17 protein-coding genes and 1 tRNA gene are annotated in these 17,904 nt (G+C 69.2%); 11 read left to right on the top strand and 7 right to left on the bottom strand.

Going from position 1 to position 17,904, the window contains the following annotated elements; translation table 11 throughout:
- Positions 1 to 57 precede the first annotated feature (57 nt).
- Positions 58 to 130: transfer RNA gene (locus AC07DC_RS08195), tRNA-Ala, on the bottom strand.
- A gap of 100 nt (positions 131 to 230) precedes the next feature.
- On the opposite strand from AC07DC_RS08195, the gene AC07DC_RS08200 reads away from it, so the two are divergent.
- Complete coding sequence (locus AC07DC_RS08200) at positions 231 to 782, top strand: helix-turn-helix domain-containing protein (protein ID WP_478913074.1); 552 nt, start codon at positions 231 to 233, stop codon at positions 780 to 782.
- Positions 783 to 811: 29 nt separating this feature from the next.
- Positions 812 to 2,107, top strand: a complete 1,296-nt coding sequence (locus tag AC07DC_RS08205; RefSeq protein ID WP_478913075.1) for a serine/threonine-protein kinase — start codon at positions 812 to 814, stop codon at positions 2,105 to 2,107.
- Between the two features lie 145 nt (positions 2,108 to 2,252).
- Here the strand turns inward: AC07DC_RS08205 and AC07DC_RS08210 are convergent, their stop codons facing one another.
- From AC07DC_RS08210 to AC07DC_RS08235, 6 genes are all read right to left on the bottom strand, one after another.
- Positions 2,253 to 3,563, bottom strand: a complete 1,311-nt coding sequence (locus tag AC07DC_RS08210; protein ID WP_478913077.1) for a hypothetical protein — start codon at positions 3,561 to 3,563, stop codon at positions 2,253 to 2,255.
- A complete protein-coding gene (locus tag AC07DC_RS08215) occupies positions 3,563 to 5,473 on the bottom strand; it encodes a vWA domain-containing protein (RefSeq protein WP_478913079.1) in 1,911 nt (636 codons plus the stop codon). The genes AC07DC_RS08210 and AC07DC_RS08215 overlap by 1 nt, the downstream gene beginning before the upstream one ends.
- Before the next feature lie 201 nt (positions 5,474 to 5,674).
- Positions 5,675 to 5,815 (bottom strand): DLW-39 family protein, encoded by a 141-nt coding sequence (locus tag AC07DC_RS08220; RefSeq protein WP_018559211.1) that lies wholly within the window; start codon positions 5,813 to 5,815, stop codon positions 5,675 to 5,677.
- A gap of 1,257 nt (positions 5,816 to 7,072) precedes the next feature.
- Positions 7,073 to 7,321, bottom strand: coding sequence for a GntR family transcriptional regulator (locus AC07DC_RS08225; protein WP_478913081.1), 249 nt, complete (start codon positions 7,319 to 7,321; stop codon positions 7,073 to 7,075).
- Between the two features lie 333 nt (positions 7,322 to 7,654).
- The gene (locus tag AC07DC_RS08230; RefSeq protein ID WP_478913083.1) at positions 7,655 to 8,182 is read right to left on the bottom strand and encodes a GNAT family N-acetyltransferase; all 528 of its coding nucleotides are present in this window, start codon (positions 8,180 to 8,182) and stop codon (positions 7,655 to 7,657) included.
- A complete protein-coding gene (locus tag AC07DC_RS08235; RefSeq protein ID WP_478913085.1) occupies positions 8,179 to 8,931 on the bottom strand; it encodes a GntR family transcriptional regulator in 753 nt (250 codons plus the stop codon). The genes AC07DC_RS08230 and AC07DC_RS08235 overlap by 4 nt, the downstream gene beginning before the upstream one ends.
- Before the next feature lie 577 nt (positions 8,932 to 9,508).
- On the opposite strand from AC07DC_RS08235, the gene AC07DC_RS08240 reads away from it, so the two are divergent.
- The 9 genes from AC07DC_RS08240 (at position 9,509) to AC07DC_RS08280 (ending at position 17,547) form a co-directional block, all read left to right on the top strand.
- A complete protein-coding gene (locus tag AC07DC_RS08240) occupies positions 9,509 to 9,775 on the top strand; it encodes a DUF6284 family protein (protein ID WP_478913087.1) in 267 nt (88 codons plus the stop codon).
- A complete protein-coding gene (locus AC07DC_RS08245; protein ID WP_478913088.1) occupies positions 9,772 to 10,635 on the top strand; it encodes a DUF2637 domain-containing protein in 864 nt (287 codons plus the stop codon). Before AC07DC_RS08240 ends, AC07DC_RS08245 begins: the two co-directional genes overlap by 4 nt.
- On the top strand, positions 10,635 to 11,012 hold the full coding sequence (locus AC07DC_RS08250) for an RRQRL motif-containing zinc-binding protein (protein ID WP_478913090.1): 378 nt from the start codon (positions 10,635 to 10,637) through the stop codon (positions 11,010 to 11,012). Before AC07DC_RS08245 ends, AC07DC_RS08250 begins: the two co-directional genes overlap by 1 nt.
- Entirely contained in the window at positions 11,009 to 11,563 is a 555-nt protein-coding gene (locus AC07DC_RS08255) for a hypothetical protein (RefSeq protein ID WP_478913092.1), read from the top strand. Before AC07DC_RS08250 ends, AC07DC_RS08255 begins: the two co-directional genes overlap by 4 nt.
- 101 nt (positions 11,564 to 11,664) lie before the next feature.
- Entirely contained in the window at positions 11,665 to 13,785 is a 2,121-nt protein-coding gene (locus tag AC07DC_RS08260; protein WP_478913094.1) for an FtsK/SpoIIIE domain-containing protein, read from the top strand.
- Between the two features lie 201 nt (positions 13,786 to 13,986).
- On the top strand, positions 13,987 to 14,445 hold the full coding sequence (locus AC07DC_RS08265) for a hypothetical protein (RefSeq protein ID WP_478914068.1): 459 nt from the start codon (positions 13,987 to 13,989) through the stop codon (positions 14,443 to 14,445).
- Positions 14,446 to 14,529: 84 nt separating this feature from the next.
- Positions 14,530 to 15,231, top strand: coding sequence for a DNA cytosine methyltransferase (locus tag AC07DC_RS08270; RefSeq protein ID WP_478913095.1), 702 nt, complete (start codon positions 14,530 to 14,532; stop codon positions 15,229 to 15,231).
- Positions 15,228 to 16,061, top strand: coding sequence for a bifunctional DNA primase/polymerase (locus AC07DC_RS08275; RefSeq protein WP_478913097.1), 834 nt, complete (start codon positions 15,228 to 15,230; stop codon positions 16,059 to 16,061). Before AC07DC_RS08270 ends, AC07DC_RS08275 begins: the two co-directional genes overlap by 4 nt.
- A gap of 1 nt (position 16,062) precedes the next feature.
- The gene (locus tag AC07DC_RS08280) at positions 16,063 to 17,547 is read left to right on the top strand and encodes an ATP-binding protein (RefSeq protein WP_478913098.1); all 1,485 of its coding nucleotides are present in this window, start codon (positions 16,063 to 16,065) and stop codon (positions 17,545 to 17,547) included.
- The last annotated feature ends 357 nt before the right edge of the window (positions 17,548 to 17,904 follow it).

The raw sequence follows: 17,904 nt of genomic DNA on the forward strand, positions 1-17,904 counted from the left end.
TGATCCGATACGCAAATCAGCGCGGGACCGCTTGCGGTCCCGCGCTGATCAACACTGTGGAGCCTAGGAGATTCGAACTCCTGACATCTGCCTTGCAAAGGCAGCGCTCTACCAACTGAGCTAAGGCCCCGCTTCGCAGAACAGCGTACCGGTTCCGGAACGCGACTCCGACCCAGTATCCCGGTACGTAGGATGCTTTGCAGGATTCACGGCCGCAAACAGGAGTGCGTATGGACCCCTCTCCGCACGACGCCGCCAGCCGCGCGCAGGAGCTGCAGCGCAATTGGTACGGCGAGCCGCTCGGCGACCTCTTCCGCCGCCTCATCGGCGATCTCGGGCTGAACCAGGCCCGCCTGGCGGGCGTGCTGGGGCTCTCCGCACCGATGCTCTCGCAGCTGATGAGCGGTCAGCGCGCGAAGATCGGCAACCCGGCCGTCGTCCAGCGCCTCCAGGCACTCCAGGATCTCGCCGGGCATGTCGCGGACGGCAGCGTGACGTCCTCCGAGGCGACCTCGCGGATGGACGACATCCGGCAGTCGTCCGGCTCCTCCGTCCTCACCAGCACCACGCACAGCTCCTCCTCGGGCTCCGCCGCCGGCCTCGCCCGGCACGTCGTACGCGACATCCAGTCGCTGCTGCGGGCCGTCGCGTCCGCCGAAGAGATTGCGGAAGCAGCGAACACCCTCGCCTCCAGCCATCCACAACTGGCAGAGTTCCTTCGTGTGTACGGCGCCGGGCGGACCGCGGAAGCGATCGCCCATTACGAGGCGCACCAGGGCTGAACGGAATAGCAGGGGGCGGGTCGCAGACCATGGGTGAGGTCTTCGCAGGCCGGTACGAGCTGGTGGACCCGATCGGACGGGGCGGCTCCGGCGCGGTCTGGCGCTCCTGGGACCACCGGCGGGGACGCTATGTCGCGGCGAAGGTGCTCCAGCAGAGCGACGCGCACGCCCTGCTGCGCTTCGTCCGCGAGCAGGCGATGCGGATCGACCATCCGCACGTCCTGGCGCCCGCCAGCTGGGCCGCGGACGACGACAAGGTCCTGTTCACCATGGACCTGGTCCGCGGCGGATCGCTCTCGCACCTGATCGGCGACTACGGGCCGCTGCCCCCGCACTTCGTGTGCGCCCTGCTCGACCAGCTGCTGTCCGGGCTGACGGCCGTCCACGCCGAAGGCGTCGTGCACCGGGACATCAAGCCGGCCAACATCCTGCTGGAGGCCACCGGCACCGGCCAGCCGCACCTGCGGCTGTCGGACTTCGGTATCGCCATGCGCAAGGGCGAACCGCGGCTGACCGAGGTCAACTACGTCGTCGGCACGCCGGGTTACTTCGCACCCGAGCAGATGATGGGCGCGGAACCCGACTTCCCGGCCGACCTGTACGCCGTCGGCCTGGTCGCCCTCTACCTGCTCAGCGGGCAGAAGCCGGACGCCCAGGCGATCTTCGAGCGCTACCTGAACGAGGGCGTCCCGCGCGCCCCGCAGGGCGTGCCCGAGCCGATGTGGCAGGTCATCGGCAACCTGCTGCAGCCCGACCCGGACGCCCGCTTCCGCACCGCCACCGGCGCACGCAAGGCGCTGTCCGCCGCCGCCGAACTCCTGTCGGTGCCCGGCCTGGACGACGAGCCGGTCGAGGTCTTCGACCAGATCGGCCCATTGCCGGAGGGCTTCGACGCCCAGGGCCCGCACCGGAAGCGGCGTCGGGCCCGGCCCGAAGAAACCAGCAGCTTCCACCTCCCGGCCCCGGCACCGTCCCCGGCCCCGGAGTACGCACCGCAGCAGCCGCCCGCGTACGGCTACCCCCAGACCGGAACCCAGACCCCGCCGCCCCCCGAGCACAACCCGTACACGGCGGCCGTACCGGCGCAGAGCCAGCCCCAGACGAACGGACTGGCCCAGTCCCAGGCACAGGCGCCCACAGGCCCACCTCAGCCCCCGGAGCCCACCCGCCCGTACACAGCGGCCGTACACCCCACGCCCCCCGCCACCGGACCCACCGCACCACCGGCACGCCGACCGGGACCCCCGGCCAAACTGGTGATCCCGATCCTCATCGTCGCCGCGCTCTGCTTCGCGGTAGGCATCTGGGCGCTGGCAGCGGCCTGAGCCGCAGCCGCGGATGGCAGGAACGCGAGGGGGCCGGGGCCGCAGGGGTGGGGTTTCGAAATGCTGCCGAGCTATTTGTGGGCCGCCAGGCCCGTAAATAGTCGATTTCGAAGCCCCACCCCGGAGGACCCGGCCCCCGACCCCGCTACCAGCTGGGCGGCGGCCCGTACCCAGCCTGAGGCGCCTGAGGCGCCTGAGGGGCAGCCGCAACGCGCGGCCGCCGCCGGGCCGCCACCAGCCACACCGCCAGGCTCAGCAGCAGCACCGTGCCCACCCCGAGCGCCGCGAACGCCACGAGCCGCATCGTCGAGCTCGAATCGCCGCCGGTGGCCGTGCCGTCGGCCTTGGCGAGGTCGTCGCCGCCGATGCCGAATCCGGCCTTGGCCGCGTCACCGTCGTACCCCGGTGAGGGAGTCGCCGTGCCCTTGACGTCCAGCCGCAGGGTGACGCCGATCGGCCCGTCCACGACGTCCTTGACGCCCGGGTGGACGCTGACCGCGAAGTAGTACCAGCCGGCGAACCGCGTCGCCGAGACCTTGCTGCCGCTCTCGAACCGGTTGGCGTACGAGACCGGTACGGTCTGGGCGGTGATCGACGTCTGCTTGCCCGCGTACGCCTCCGTGACGTCGTCGAGGTGGCCGCGGGCCGGGTTGTACGCGTCGACCCGCACCCCGGCGCTCTGGAAGCCGTTCTCCTTGGCCGCGGGCGCGTTGGCGAAGTCGGCGAAGAGCACCGCGTGCTGGCCCCAGTCCACCGGCACCTTGTAGAAGCGGGTCTCGCCGGGCAGCACCTTGTCGTTCCAGATACCGCTCTTGATGGCGGCCGCGGAATCGAAGCTGGTGCCGCCCTGCGCCGGCCTGGGCGTTCCGGTCACCGGAGTCGGAGACGCTTCCGTGGCGCTGGAGGCGGGTGCCGGCTTGGCATCGGCCTTGAGGGCCGGCTCCGACATGAAGCGGATCTCCACGGGCCACTCGGCCGGGTCGGAGGTCCCGGCGCTCTCCCGCTTGATCTGCAGGGTGTAGCGGTTGGCCTCCTGGCACCGCCCGTCCTTCTCGATGGTCCGCGCCGTGTAGCCGCCGACCGGCCGGGCCGCACCGTCGTTGTCGAAGTGCGCGTCGAAGCTGTCGCAGTCGGTACCGTCGGCACTCTGCAGCTTGAGGTCGATGCCGTCCCCGTAGGCGACCTTGGCGCCCGGCTTCGGAACGGCGAACGCCGACAGGTACGCCGCGGACTTCGCGTCCAGGTCCACGCCGTAGTACTTGGTGTCACCCACCTTGAGGGTGTCCTTGTAGGTACTGCCCGCCGTGAGCGCCTGGGCCTCGGCCGTCGTGGCCGCGCCCTTCACCGCCGTGCCCTGCGGCTGCCACACGGGCACGGCGGTGTCCGCCAGCGCCGTGCCCTGCAGCCCGGCGAGCGTCACGCCGGCCACCGCCACCGCCACCACCAGTCCGCGCATTACGCTCCGCCCCTCTTCGTCCGGCGCACCAGCGCCACCGTGCCGACGGCCGCGAGCGCGACCGCCCCGCCCGCGCCTGCCGCGATCATGTCCTTGCCGGTCATGAATCCTCCCCCGTTCGAGCCGTCGCTGTCGCGGCCCGCAGCCGAATCAGCGCCCTTGCTGCCGGCTTTGCCGTCGTCCTTGCCACCGTTCTCGGCCTGACCCTTCGCCAGGGCCGGTGCCTGGTACTGCGGCCCGGCCAGTTCGTCTCCGGTCACGTTGACCCGCAGGACGACACCGACCGCCGCGTTCCTCGCCAGCTGCGCGGCCTTCGGGCCGAGCGACACGGCGATGTAGTAGTCCCCGGCGCTGTGCACCGCGGGGGCCGAGCCGCCGACGACCCAACGATTGGTCCAGGTCACCGGCACCGTACCCAGCCCCACGGAGAGCGGTTTGCCGGTGTAGCTGCGGTGGTCGTCACCGCCGGAGGCGTCGCGCACCGGCTGCCGGCCCGGCCCGTACGTTCCCGTCTCCACGTAACTCCAGACGGAGGCGCCGGACGCGTCGTCCAGCACCGGCTCGTTGGCGAACTCGGCCGCGTAGCTCAGCTGTTGTCCCCAGCCCAGCCGCACCTTGTAGAAGCGGGTCTGGGCGGGCAGCAGCTTGTCGCGCCAGACGCCCTTGGCGAGCGTGGCCGCGTCGTTGAATCCGGTGCCGCCCGCGATGTCGCGCGGGTCGCCGGCGACCGGCGCGGGCTTCTCCCCGTACTCGGTCTCGGCGGCCGCCGGCGTGGTCCCGGCCTTGAGCGGCGCTTCACTCCCGTACCGGATCTCGATCGGCCACCGGCCCTGGTCGGATCCCGGTGCGCTCGTGCGGTGCACCGACAGCAGGTAGCGGCCGGCCTTGTCGCAGCTGCCGTCGCCCTTGGCGGTGGGCACGCGGCTCACCGCCGCGGTGACGATCATCGCGCCCTCGTCCTGCCCGAAGTGTGCGGACCCGGTGTCGCAGGTGAACGCGTACTCGCCGGCCGACGCCGCCTTCAGCTCGATGCCGTCGCCGTATCCGACCTTCACGCCCGGCTGCGGGACCGCGGTCACCGCGAGGTCCGCGGTGGCGGTGGCGTCCAGACCGGCCGCGTACCAGCGGGTCTCACCGGGCCCGATGGTGTCCAGGTACTGACCGGGTGTGATGTCCGCCGCTCGCGCCGCCGTCGCCCCGCCGGTGATGCGGGTGCCCTCGAAGCGGTACGCGTCGGCGCTGAGCTGTGACGCGCGCACCAGCTGCCGGGCGAGGGCCGCTGCGTCGGGGGCGTCGTAGTACGCGCCGTGCCCCGCGCGGGCCACGCACTCCAGCTCCTGGCGGGCGGCGCCCTTCACCTGGAAGCCGATGGTGTCGATCCGCAGGCCGATCCCGTCCCCGGCCAGCTGGGCGGCCACCTCGCAGGGCTTGGGAGCCCCGCAGTTGGACTCACCGTCCGAGATCAGCAGGATCGTGCGCCGTCCGTCCTTGGGCAGGTCGCCCGCGGCCCGGGTCAGCGCCAGCGCGGTCGGGGTGTCCCCCTTGGGCTGCACGGCCGCCACGGCCTTCTTCATCGCGTCCCGGTCCAGCGGGACGACCGGCTCGGCGAGCTGCGTGTCGTCGCAGCCGTGCGGCTTGCCGGCGCCGTAGACCCGCAGCCCGGTCCGGTGGCCGTCCGGCAGGGTGTCCACGACGGTGTTGACGGCCTTGCGGGCCGACTCGATCCGCGTACTGCCCGAGCCGTCGGCCCCCGCCATCGATCCGGACGAGTCCAGCACCATGATCAGGCTGTCGTCCGCGGCCGGTACGGCGGCCTGCGCGGTCGCCGGCCCGCCGAGCACGGCGAGCACGGCGATCAGCACTCCGCCGCTCACCGCCCCCGCGGCCGCGCGCCACTGTGGTCGTTGCATGCTGTGCTCCCCCTCGGCCGAATCCGGCTTTATTTGCTACCGCGAAGGTATTGATTTGCGTGAGCAAACTCAAGACGTTTCCCGTCACGGTCCCGCAACAGCGGGAGGTCCACCACAGCGAGAGGTCCGACACACTTCAAGCCCCACACAGCAAGAGGCCCCGACCGCTGTGCGGTCGGGGCCTCGAAGCACTTCGGCGTCTCAGACGCTCGCGCCGGAACCTGCCGGTACGGAGTCGGTCGCTTCCGTCCACAGATCCTGCTCGGCGCGGTCCGCCTGGATCTGGCGGTACACGAGGAGCCCGCCGATGGCGGCCAGTGCCACCAGGAGAAACTTCTTCACCGCGCGACCTCGTCCTTCTTGGATTGGGAGAGCCCTGACGCGCCCGACTATACACACCGGCCGATACCCAACGGTGACCTGAGCCGCTCCAACTCCCGTCCCGGACAGCACCCGCCGAACCCGGCGAACACTCCCCGCGGACCAGTACCCGTACGGCCCACCCCGGACGCCAAAGAGGACCTACTCGAGATGAGTAGGTCCTCTTCGCGCTGTGGGCCTAACAGGACTTGAACCTGTGGCCTCTTCCTTATCAGAGGTCTAGATCAACAGACGTTCGCACTTGGGAACCCCTGGTGACCGGCTTCTGTGTGCGCCATCCTCCGCCACGGTGCGCCGGCGTCCGCCGACGTTGGCGTAAAGGACTGGCGTAGACGAGAGCTACCGTTTCGAACCTCAGACGGTAGCCGGAGCACACCGCTACGGCCGCTCCAGCACCCCGGCTCGGACCTGTCAGCCACGCTGACCATTCATGGCCCAAATGAGCGCCACTACAGTCGCCCCCGAACAGATCGCGGACCCGACGACAGGTGTGATCACAGCGATTACAGCCACCGACGTTCCTGCAACATAGGGCAACGATCGCTCGCACGCAGAGTGCCGGAACTGGCGATGAACAGCGGTGCGTCGTAGGTTCATGGGTAGCGCCTCCTGAGTGGACTTGGGCTGGTGTGAGGACGGCCTCCCGCTGTAACGGGGGGCCGTTCGGCTGTAGCCGTTCGGCCCGTTGGCACCCTCAGACAACAACGCTAGCGACCGGCACCGACAGGAAAGCCGATTGGCCGATAGGTGCTCTGATCAGCCAACTTTCTTGTTTCTCACATGACGGGCAGTCAGGTCTGTCAACATGCGTTGATGGCTACACGCCCACAGCGCATCGAACACAGCCGAACCCCAAGGGCTGACGAGATCATGCGAGAGCAGATCCGGAGATCGGCTAGGGGCGCCGGCGACACGAGCGCTCGCTATCGGGTCATCATCGCCACAGTCCTTCGGGACGCTGCCGAGTCCGTCCTTCGAGAAGAGGTCGTCAAAGCTCGCGAACAGGGCTTGACCTGGAAGGACGTCGGGGAAGCTTTGGGCGTAACCTCACAAGCCGCCCACCACAAGTACTCCGGGTACGAGTCGAGGTGAGCGGTCACCAGCGGTAGTTATTGGTGGTCGTCGGTCACCCTCGGACGGCCCACAGACGGCCAACCTCGGAATCGTTCTGGGAGGTCAGTCGCCCATGAGGCTGTCTGCGGCGGCCCCGGACGGGGACTATCGCGGGCTGTCCGACCGATCGATTACGTAGATGCCCATGCCGTTCACGGTCTCAACCAGTCCCTCATCCTTGAGTACCTGGACGGCCTTGCGCAGGGTGTCGCGGGCTACTCCGTACTCCTGTTCCATCTCAACCAGGCTCGGGATCCGCCGGCCGACGGGGATCGAGCCGTCAGTGATCCGCTCGCGCAACTGGGCAGCAATCTGCCGATAGGGCGGCACGGGTCCTTCGCGGTCGATGGTCATACTTCGCAAGCTAGGCAGGTGGCCCTGCCCCGCCATAGCTAGCCACGGGGGTAGCAGGGGGTAGTACGGTCAGATGGTGGATAGAGAATCCCCCGCAACCGTGCGACCGGTTCGGGGGGTGGCCGACTGCGAGGGAGTCGACATGGCAGAGCGTACTGATGGGCGCCGGACTGATACAGAGGATGCAACCGATCCACCTGCGGTGATGTACGGCAATGCCCTTGAGGGCAAAGGGCACACCGCCTACCGCGCCTACGTCGACCATATGAGCAAGTGTCAGGACTGCCCGAAGTCTGCGTTTCAGTGCGCCGCCGCAACCGTGCTCTGGCGGACCTATCGCGAGGCTCGGAGCTGAGCCGTGGGCAGCGTCGATCGCTGGAACAGTGCTCCGGATCGCCTATGGGGTAGGTCGACTACGCGAATGAGCGTGAAACCCGCACGTTCGTAGTAGCGGTGCAGGCCGGGGTTGTCCTTCCAAGCGTCAAGCCGCAGGTATGTCTTCCCTGCGGCGGCGGCCTGCTCCGCAGCCCAGTCCAGCAGCACGCCACCGACTCCCGTGCCGGCAGCCTCCCGGCTGACCGCCATGCGGTGTACGTAGAGGGCAGTCGCGGGCTTGTCTTCCGGCGTCCAGAATTCGGGATCGGCGGAGGCATCAACCTGCAGCGTGGCGATGGGCTGGCCATTGGTGAAGGCAAGGAACACCTCACCGCGCAGCAGCGCCTGACCGATGCGGTCGGTGTGCGGCGGGTACTGCCACTGGTCGATCCCGCGTGAGGCGAGCCAGCCCGACGCCTCACTGAGTAGACCTTCAACGAGTTCGAGTTCGTCGGGCAGGGCGGCCCTGATGTCCAGCTCGGTCACGATTCCTCGCCTGCCGTTTCCCGTTGACGCTCGTAGGAGATCACGTGGCGATCACCGGGCAGGACCGTGATGGCCACACGAACCGGCTTGCCGTCGGCTGTGTGCCCGGTGGTGATGTGATATCCGACCGGCGTCCCGGGCCCAAGGTCCAGACGGTGTACCTGCTCGGGTGTCGGCATCCGCACGTACAACTCGTCAAGGGCGCGGACCTGCCGGTAGCCGAGTTCGGCAAGCACCTCGTTTGCGCCACGGCCGATGTCCTCCGGCCTCATGATCTCGGAGTCGCGCACGATGCTGAGCGGGAAATAGCTGTCATTGATGTTGAACGGCTCCCCGTCCAGGTAGCGCACTCGCTTGCGTACGGCCACCAACTCGCCCGGCTCGATGTGCAGCCGCTTGGCGACCTCGGCCGGAGGTTCCACGATGGCGACTTCGATCTCCTGGCGCGGCTCTCGCCCTTCCGCTGAGAACTCGGTCACGAAGGCGTCCATCTCCGGCGAGAAAGGACGCTTCCGAAACTCAGCCTGCGGCCGGAACACCATCGGCTGGCGTTGGCGAACGAAGTGACCTTGCGGTCGGGCGGAGACGATCAGTCCTTCGTTGACGAGAAGTGCCAATGCCTTGCGCACGGTCTCGCGGGAGACGTCGTACTCGTCCCGCAGCTCCGCCTCGGTGGGCAGCTTGGTACCCGCAGCCAGCGTCCCTGCGTCGATCTGATCTCTGAGAGCGTCTGCAATCTGCTGGTACATGGGGGTTCGCCCGAGCCGATTCACCGTCATGACTCCATGAAAGCCGCTTGCTGGGCCCATTGTCTAGTCAATGCAGCCAATGTGCTTGACGTCTCTGCATCCCTCTGTCAGCATCCTGTCTGTAGCCATTGTACGGACAATGGCTACAACGCCGGATCGCAAGCCCGGCCAAGCGCGCTTGAACGGCCTGGAGACAGGTCGGGAGAGCGGAGCGCTCGTTGATTGAGAACTGAACAGTGTGCCGCCCCAGCCACCTGCTCTCGGGTGGTCGATGGGGTCGCCTCCAGCCCGCTCATTCGGGGTTCGGGAGGCCGCTCGGAGTGATCCGAGCAGCACGAGCCGTCCCGTGAGTAGGGCGGTCCGGGGTCACCACCTCCCCGGGTCAAGAAAAGGGGCGCCGCTCACTGACCTTCGGGAGTGAGCAGGGGCCGTGCCGCAATCCCGGCTTTCCGGTCGGCGTAGGCGGGCGGCTATGGATCACCCGAGTTCTCGCACGTCTGCCACTCCATGGCGCGGCCCCGGTGCTGACACACCGGGGCCGCCGTTGAGGCCGTCCACCCTGAGAGGAACACGACCCATGAGGTACATCGGCACTGTTCAGGCGGCTGTTACGGCCGCCACGTGCGACCGTGAGCCCACGTTCGCGGAGCTGGACGCGATCGAGTCCGAGATGCCCGTCATTCGGGCGGAAGTCGAGCTGCTGGACGCACAGATCCGGACGCTTGACCGCCCGGTCAACGAGCTGGACAACAGGCGGATCCGCCGGGCCTACCGCAAGGTACTTGTCGCACGCCGAGACCTGATCAACCGCACCACCGACACCACGTCGGAGGCCGGCGCATGAACCGGCGCGCAAAGGCGCTGCTGGTCCTCGCGCTGGTCGTAGTCGTCGGGATGGCGTTCCGGGTGTCCTGGAACGCGCTGCGGGACGTGGCCCGCACCATCGGTGCCGATGGTGCCGCAGCCACGCTCTACCCGTTCGTAGTCGACGGACTGATGGCGCTGGCGTTGGTCGCCACGCTCGTTCTGACGGGCGACTCCCGGCGGTTCGCCCTGCGGGTGCTGGCGACGTACACGCTCGCGTCGCTGGTCCTGAACTACGTACACGGCCTCGTCCCGCAGCTCCACAACAGCGCGGACACCTGGGGCCGACTGGCCGACTGGGGCCCGGCGAACTGGGCCCTGGTCCTGCTAGCCACGTCCCTGCCGGTCGGGTCGATCTACTTCGGCTCCGACCTCGTCGCCAAGGTGCTGCACCACCAACCGGAGCCAACCGCCCGGCCGGAAGAATCGGCCGAACTCGTAGGAAATCGGTCTACCCCTGACCTGCAAGAGTCGACTCCTGCGGCAAACGTACAGACGTTCGATTCAACCGTTCCTGAGTCGAATTTCCCGATCGAGGAGTCGCCGGAGTCGACGCCGACTGCGCTGGCTCCCGTGCGTTCGATCGCGGCGGCTGAACCGGCGCCGCGTCGGGCGACGGGTCGGGTGCCGAGTGTGGCCCGAACCCCCCGACTGGTCCGCACGGCAGGCGACCTGCTGAGCGAGGCCCGGTCGGTTACCGCCGACTGGTCCGACAGTGCGCTGACCGGTGAGGCGATCCGCAAGGCGGTGCGCACGTCGGCCGCCAACGCCCGGACCCTGCGGGACACGCTGCGTGCCGAACGAGGCGCGAGTGGTCCTGCCGCTGAGGCGGTGTCCTGATGTCCCTCACCTACGGAAAGTGCCTGTCTACGGGTCCGGTAAGCACGCTGCCGCGCCACGTGTGGCGATGCGCTCCGGATGGGTTGGCGACGCGTCGTCAGTTACGGGCCCTGGGGCTACGTCCAGGCGGTCAGGGAGTGCAGGCGGAAGTGTTCCGGCCGCGCTACCGGCGCGGACCGCTGGTCGCCTACCTCTACCGAGTCGACCTGGCCAAGCCGGTCCGCCCGATGACGCCGGCCAAGTACGCGGCCCTGGCCAAGGCCATGCAAGCCCGCCGTACCTGCCCGATCTGCCAGACCGATGCCGGGTACTGCATCCCGGCCTCGCTCGGCATGTGCGTTCCCTGCGCCTATCCCACCGAATCGGAGACGTCGTGAACCTCACCGTGAGCACGCACAAAGCGTTCGGCCAACGTCAGAGCCTGCGCACCGCTAAGCAGCTCGCTGCGCGGGCCGTGCCGCTCGTGAGCCGGGCGGTGTCCGGCTCGATGCCTGACGTGCAGATCGTTTTGACCACTGCGCGGGGCATCGCGGAACTGTCCGTCGCAGCGGAATCCGAATTGGTTGGCGGGGCCAGCAGGTGGGCGCGGGCCAAGGCGGTGCGCGAGGCAGACCGGCACGCCCGCGATGCCGCCGCTCGCGCCGTTCCGCTGGCCGACGGCGGGGCACTGATCCTTCTCAACCTCGACCAGCACCACACCCCGGCGGATTTCGCGATCACCCTCGTGCACGAGCTGGTGCACGCCATGCAGTTCAGCCGCCGGGGGGTGCGTGAGCGCGTCATCGCCGACGTGCGCGACGAACTCGGTATCAAGCGCCTCTCCCACCGCCAAAGGCGCGAGAGCGCCCGCGCCCTGGAGCGCGAAGAGGAAGAGGCATACGGGCGCGAGTACCTCGCTGACCGGCTCGTTCCCAGCGCCACCGCCTAACCCGCACCACAGCGCACGTACTGGGGCGGCCGACCCCGGCCAAGGAAACCGGCCGCCCCGCACCCCTATCCACCCTCAGGGCACGACAGGAGAACTCCAGCATGAGTGAGAACGTCGTCCGTCTGTTCAAAGATCAGCCCACCAACACAACGCCCACCGACCTGGCATCGGCCCCGGCCGCGCTCGCTGCCGTTCCCGCGGCTTCCGTCATCCCGCTGTGGATGCGCTCCGCACGGGCCATCCAGACCGCCGCCACCCACGAACACACCCGCGCTGCCGGCCGGGTGGCTGTCCGGCACACGATGTACGCGGTCGGTGGCACCCGGATCGTGGCCCGACGCACCTGGGAAGGGCGAACCGCCTCCCGGTACGAGCGGATGCAGCGGGCCGCTGAGGCGGCCGGGAACATGGAGCTGGCGGCCGATTGGGAGGAGCGCGGGCAGCGCTTTCGCACCGAACGCCACCGCCGCCGCATGGACCTGCTCACCGCCCCCGTCGACGCCGCCCGGGGCCTGCTGGTCGGCACCGGCATGGGCATCGGCTCACTGGTCGCGCTCGGTGTCGTCCTGGCCGTCGCCACGAAGGATGTCGGCGATGTGGTCACGCCGCTGATGGCGGTGGTGAACTTCATCAGCCTGCTCATCATCATCGTGCAGGCGGTATGGGGGCCGCTGATCACCATCGGCCCATTCCTGGCGCTGCTGGGACTGTGGGCGGTCGGCCGCAATCAGCAGGCCGCACCGCAGTGGGCGCTGCCCGCCACCATCCGCAACGGCGAGGGCGAACCCATCACCCCCTCGATCGTGGTCAAGGCGCTGCGAGACCTGGGCGTTGCTCCGCTGCGCAACGCCATCAAGGAGATGGGCGACGCCGGCGCGGCCATGCTCGGCCCCATCCGCATCGCAGGATGCGGGGTCGAGGTCGACGTGACTTTGCCGTCCGGGGTGTCGACGATCGAAGTGCAGAACCGGCGCCGCAAGCTCGCCGAGAACCTGGCCCGGCACGAGCACGAAGTGTTCATCACCATCCCCGTCGCGGCCCGTACGGTCCGCCTGTGGATCGCCGATTCCGGCGCTCTGGACGAGCCGATCGGGCCGTCCCCGCTGACCACCGACGACACGATGACCGCCGACTACGCCAAGGGCCGCGCCCCCTGGGGCCAGGACCTGCGCGGCGACACGGCAGCCATCAGCCTCTACCAGCGCCACCTGCTGATTACGGGGCTGTCGAACCAGGGCAAGACCGTTGCCCTGCGCTCCCTGGCCCTGTGGCTGGCACTGGACAAGTCGGTGCAGTTCCTGATGGGCGACCTCAAGGGCGTGGGCGACTGGGCCATGTTCGATGGCCTGGCCACCACCCTTATCCAGGGGCCGACGGATGAGCACGTGATCCAGGTGACCGAGATGGTCGAAGGCGCGGTGGAAGAGATGAACCGTCGCATCCAGGCACCGCCCGGCACGGTGTTCCCCGCCCTGGTCGTGCTGGTCGATGAAGCGCAGGTCGCGTTCATGTGCCCGCTCAAGGACGCCGACAAGCGCCCCTACGGCGGGTCCAAGGCCAACTCCCGGTACTTCATGGCCGTCCGCAAAATCCACAACCAGGGGCGGGCCGTCAACGTCCTGATGTGGCAAGGCACCCAGGACCCCACCGACCAGAACCTTCCCAAGCTGGTCCGCGAAGGCGCCCACACCCGGGCATCGCTCGCGCTGGGCACCGAGTCCCAAGCCCGCATGGCGCTCGGAGACAAGGCCGTCGACGGCGGCGCCGCACCGAACCTGCTCCGGCCGGGCCTGGACCAAGGAACCCTGGTCGTCGCCTCCTCCGGCATCGCCATCCCGGCCGGACAGGCGTCCATCACGGTCCGCACGCACTACATCGACGACGACGGCGCCGAAGCCATCACCGACCGCGCCAAGGCGCTGCGCGATGGCGTCACCACGCTGCACGTCATCGAGTCCGGCGAGGACCGTGACCCGCTCGCCGACATCGCGGCCGTCGTCGGCGACGCGGCGCGCGTGCTCACCCAGGACGTTCTCAAGCGGCTCGCCGCACTCAATGAGGACGCGTACGGCGGCTGGTCGTTCATCGACCTCAAGCGGGTGCTCGATGGCACCGGAGCTGAGCCGTACAAGTCCGACGGGCGCATGGTCATCGGCCGTGACCGCCTCCTGCGGGCCATCGCCAACCGCCCGCAGGACGGTTCCACTTCCGCCGCTGAGTAGAGGGAGCCGAGCGGTGACGGGTCAGGGAGGCAGGGAGAACTCCCTGACCGCCTCCCTGACCCGCCTCCCCGGGCCTGACCAGGACTGATGATCCGCCAGGGAGGCAGGGAGGCGCGCAGGTCAGCCCCCTGGAACCCCCTCCACACGCCACCTGACAGGGGGTGCTCCTGCCTCCCTGCCTTCCCCGCGAAGGGATTCCGCATCGTGTCCGAGTACGCCTACCACCAGCCTGCCGAGCAGGCCGTGACCATCTACCAGCCCGTACCCCTCGCACCGACCCCAGCCGCGCCGATCGTGCCCGCCGCCGGTCCGGTGCCCGCCGTGCAGAGCATTCAGCTCCCGGACGGGCGGATCGTGACCGGCTACGCGCTCGCCCCGCAGACCCCGGCCGGGCCGCCAGCTGCCCGCCCGGCGGTCAGCCGCACGGCTGTGAACCTCGCGCTTGGCGGGATCGGGTTCGCGGCCGTGTGCGGCGGGCTGCTGATCCTCACCAGCTTCATCGCGGTGCTGGCCGCGTTCATCCATCAGCTCATCATCCTGGCCGCAGTCATCTTCGGCGGAGCCGTCGCCGTGCGCGTCCTCGGGCCCGGCCACGGCACGGGCGGAACGGTCGTGAACATCCGCCGCGCCGTGATCAAGCGCAACCACTTCCACAGCTAGCCATGGCTAGGGCGGCCCGCATCTCGCCAAAGTTCCGGGCCGCCCTGGTCTCCCGCTCAGTGCAGAGAACTGGAGACATCCAGCATGACCCAACCCACCGACATCCGGCGACCCCGCTTACTGGACGCGTTCTGCTGCATCGGTGGCGCCACGCGCGGCTACCAGCAGGCCGGGTTCCACGTCACCGGCATCGACCTGCGTCCCATGCCCGACTACTGCGGCGACGCCTTCATCCAGGGCGACGCCATCGAGTACATCCGCGCCCACGGCGCGGAATACGACTTCATCCACGCCTCCCCGCCCTGCCAGGGCGAAGGCGCACCCACCAAAGGCAGCAACGCCGCCCGCAACGCGCTCCTGGGGCGCGACCATCCCCGGTTGATCGCCCCGACCCGCACCGCGCTGGACAGCACGGGGCGGCCGTACGCGATGGAGAACGTGGCCGGCTCCGAGGTCCGCAAAGACCTGCGGCTGTGCGGCGAACAGTTCGGCCTGGCCGTCCTGATGCACCGGTACTTCGAACTCGGAGGATGGAACACCCCCCGGCCGGCCCACCCCGCCCACCGAGGACGCGTGCGCGGGTGGCGGCACGGCACGTACTACGACGGCCCCTACATCGCCGCGTACGGCAAGGGCGGGGGCAAAGGCACCGTGGAAGAGATCCAGCAGGCGAAGGGGATCGACTGGTCCGCCGATCACTTCAACCTGCGCGAGGCACTTCCCCCCGCGTACACGCGCTGGATCGCAGACGCCTTCCTCGCGAGCACGGCGGAGGTGGCGGCATGAACGAGCTGCTGAACACCGCCCTGGACCTCGCCGCAGCCCGCCTGCCCGTACTGCCGCTGCGGGCGGGGAAGGTGCCGTTCGGGAACTGCCGCGCCTGCTCCGGCAACGCCTGCGGCGGGCGGCCCAACATGAAGACCGCCGGTCCCTGCCGGTGCCCGGCGGTCTGCCACGCCTGGGCCGCCGCCACCACCGACCGCCACGTCATCGCCTCGCCTGCCTGGGACAAGGCATGGCGGCAGGCGCAGACGCTCGCCTACCACCCGGGCGGGGCGGGGCTGACCGTGGTGGACCTGGACAACGCGCAGGCCATCGCATGGGCCCGTGACGTCTTGCCCGTCACACGGATCGTGGCCACCACCCGGGGCGAGCACTGGATCTACCAAGGCGCCATGCGCTCGGTAAACGACGTACGGCCCGGCGTGGACATCAAATCCACCATGGCCTACGCCCGCTGGCTCGGCTGGGGCACCGGCACCCTGGCACCCCTGCCATCGACCGTCCTCGCTCTGCTCGTGAAGGAGACCGTCACGGTCCGTCCGGCGTCCATCGCCAGGCCCGCACGGGCTGGCCACGGCGAGTGCCCGCACCGTACGGCCACCTATCTCGACCGGGGCATCGGCATGGCTGAGCAGCGCATCACCGAAGCCCGCGAGGCGGTGCACGCGACCGTGTACCGGACGTTCCTCGCGGTGCTATCCGCGCACGGCCAGTGCGGCTGCCTCACCGAAACGCACATCGGACGGCTGTTCACGGCCGCGCAGGCCAAGGGCGAATCGCCCCGGCACTGCACCGACGCGTGGACCAACGCCCTGACCCGATTGGGGATGTGACATGGCCGAGGACGAGAAGTCCCAGGAGACTCCCGCCCGAGTGATCATCACCGACTACGCGCAAGCGCACTTCCGGTACTTCCGCACCGCCGACGGGACCGTGTACGCGCAGCGCAACGGCCACCCCGTGGCCCGCCCAATGCGCTCGCAGGGCACGACCGGCAGCCACCGCCAAGAACTCATCGTCGGCATGTACCGCGACGGGGTTGGGGTGTTCAACGGCACCGCGATCAAGGAGGCGTTGGACTTGATTGAAGCGCTGGCGCTGTATGAGGAGACGCATGCGGTGAATATCCGGGTGGCTCCGGGGTTCGACGGGGCGACGTGGCTGGACCTGGGGCGTGATGACGGGCAGTCCGTGCGCATCCATCCCACCGGGTGGGACATCCTCACACCGGACCCCCGGGAGGTGTGCTGGCGGCGCACCCAGCTCACCGGGGAACTGCCCCTGCCGGCCAAGGACACCGGCGGCAAAGGCATCGACCTACTCATGCGGCTGTGCAATTTCGCCACCGCCGAGACCGAATGCCTGGCCATCGCGTGGCTGATCGGCTGCCTGGGGCCGTCCGTGCCGGTCCCTGCCCCGTTCCTCACCGGGCCGCAGGGTGCGGGGAAGTCCACCGCAGGGCGGATGCTGCTGCGGATCGTCGAGGGCATGAGCGGGGACCTGCGCCGGGCCCCGAAGGATGAAGGGGACCTGATCACAGCGGTCGCGGCCGGGTGGATCACCGCCCTGGACAACCTCTCCCACATGGCCCCGGACCTGTCCGACGCGATGTGCTGCATCGTCACCGGAGCTGAGAGCGTCAAGCGGGCTCTGTTCAGCGACGGGGACGTGTTCCGCCTCGGCTATCGCCGCCCCCTGCTGCTGACCGGCATCGACGTCGGCGTGATCCGGCCGGACCTGGCGGAACGGCTGCTGCCGCTGCGCCTGGTGCGGCCCCGCATCCGGCGCACCGAAGCGGAACTGTGGGCCGAGTACGCGGAAGTTCTGCCCGTCATCCTCGGCTCACTCCTGGACCTCACGGTCAAGGTCCGCGCCATGGACGTGGAGACCCCGACCGATCTGCGGATGGCGGACTTCGCGCACCTGTGCGCACAACTCGACGCGGCCGCCGGCCTGGGGGCGCTCACCGCGTACCGGGCCAGTCTGGACGACCTGAATGACGACGTGATCGAGGGGGACCTGTTGGCGCAGACCGTCCTCCAGCACGCCGAGACCCTTGACCCGGGCGCAGCGCAGCGGATGACGTCCACGCAGTGGCTGCACTGCCTCAGCCGCCTGCACAGCGGCGACGAACTGCGTCCTCTGCCCAAAGGGTGGCCGACCACGGGCAAAGTCCTCTCCGATCGGCTCAAGCGCCTCCAACCGACGCTGGCCGCACGCGGCGTCATCATCGACACCGGCCGCACCAGCGAAGGCCGCTACCTCGAAATGACCCGCCCGGCCGCCCCGCCGCCACCCGAGCAAGAGCGGGTGTTCTGACCCGCGCGCACACCCGGACCAGCAAGAAGAGCACCAGCCACGGGGGGTGCTCCTCTTGCTGTTCGGCGGAACGCCGCTCGAAGGTCGCGCCGCGCAGCGGCTCCTTCTTCACGCTGTGAGGCGCACCGGACGACAACAGAACAGCCCCTTCTTTTTTCCTAAGAAGGAAGAACCTGCGTCATCTGCGTCATGCGGGCCGAAATACGGGCCCTGAGCTGCGGCAACGGCCATGACGCAGACGGAAGCGCCTGCGTCATCCTGCGTCATCTGCGTCATGCGATGACGCAGCCCATGACGCACCCATGACGCAGCCCTCAACCTCTACGTCACGCAAAACCGCAGGTCAGAGGCGCGAAT

Source organism: Streptomyces sp. NPDC045021 (genome assembly GCF_056432645.1).

Excerpts from the sequence above, each read along its gene's own strand:
- AC07DC_RS08240 (WP_478913087.1), top strand. The coding sequence starts at position 9,509 with ATGAGGTACATCGGCACTGTTCAGGCGGCTGTTACGGCCGCCACGTGC.
- AC07DC_RS08210 (WP_478913077.1), bottom strand. The coding sequence starts at position 3,563 with ATGCGCGGACTGGTGGTGGCGGTGGCGGTGGCCGGCGTGACGCTCGCC.
- AC07DC_RS08270 (WP_478913095.1), top strand. The coding sequence starts at position 14,530 with ATGACCCAACCCACCGACATCCGGCGACCCCGCTTACTGGACGCGTTC.
- AC07DC_RS08235 (WP_478913085.1), bottom strand. The coding sequence starts at position 8,931 with ATGTACCAGCAGATTGCAGACGCTCTCAGAGATCAGATCGACGCAGGG.
- AC07DC_RS08280 (WP_478913098.1), top strand. The coding sequence starts at position 16,063 with ATGGCCGAGGACGAGAAGTCCCAGGAGACTCCCGCCCGAGTGATCATC.
- AC07DC_RS08205 (WP_478913075.1), top strand. The coding sequence starts at position 812 with ATGGGTGAGGTCTTCGCAGGCCGGTACGAGCTGGTGGACCCGATCGGA.
- AC07DC_RS08225 (WP_478913081.1), bottom strand. The coding sequence starts at position 7,321 with ATGACCATCGACCGCGAAGGACCCGTGCCGCCCTATCGGCAGATTGCT.
- AC07DC_RS08245 (WP_478913088.1), top strand. The coding sequence starts at position 9,772 with ATGAACCGGCGCGCAAAGGCGCTGCTGGTCCTCGCGCTGGTCGTAGTC.
- AC07DC_RS08260 (WP_478913094.1), top strand. The coding sequence starts at position 11,665 with ATGAGTGAGAACGTCGTCCGTCTGTTCAAAGATCAGCCCACCAACACA.
- AC07DC_RS08200 (WP_478913074.1), top strand. The coding sequence starts at position 231 with ATGGACCCCTCTCCGCACGACGCCGCCAGCCGCGCGCAGGAGCTGCAG.
- AC07DC_RS08215 (WP_478913079.1), bottom strand. The coding sequence starts at position 5,473 with ATGCAACGACCACAGTGGCGCGCGGCCGCGGGGGCGGTGAGCGGCGGA.
- AC07DC_RS08250 (WP_478913090.1), top strand. The coding sequence starts at position 10,635 with ATGTCCCTCACCTACGGAAAGTGCCTGTCTACGGGTCCGGTAAGCACG.
- AC07DC_RS08275 (WP_478913097.1), top strand. The coding sequence starts at position 15,228 with ATGAACGAGCTGCTGAACACCGCCCTGGACCTCGCCGCAGCCCGCCTG.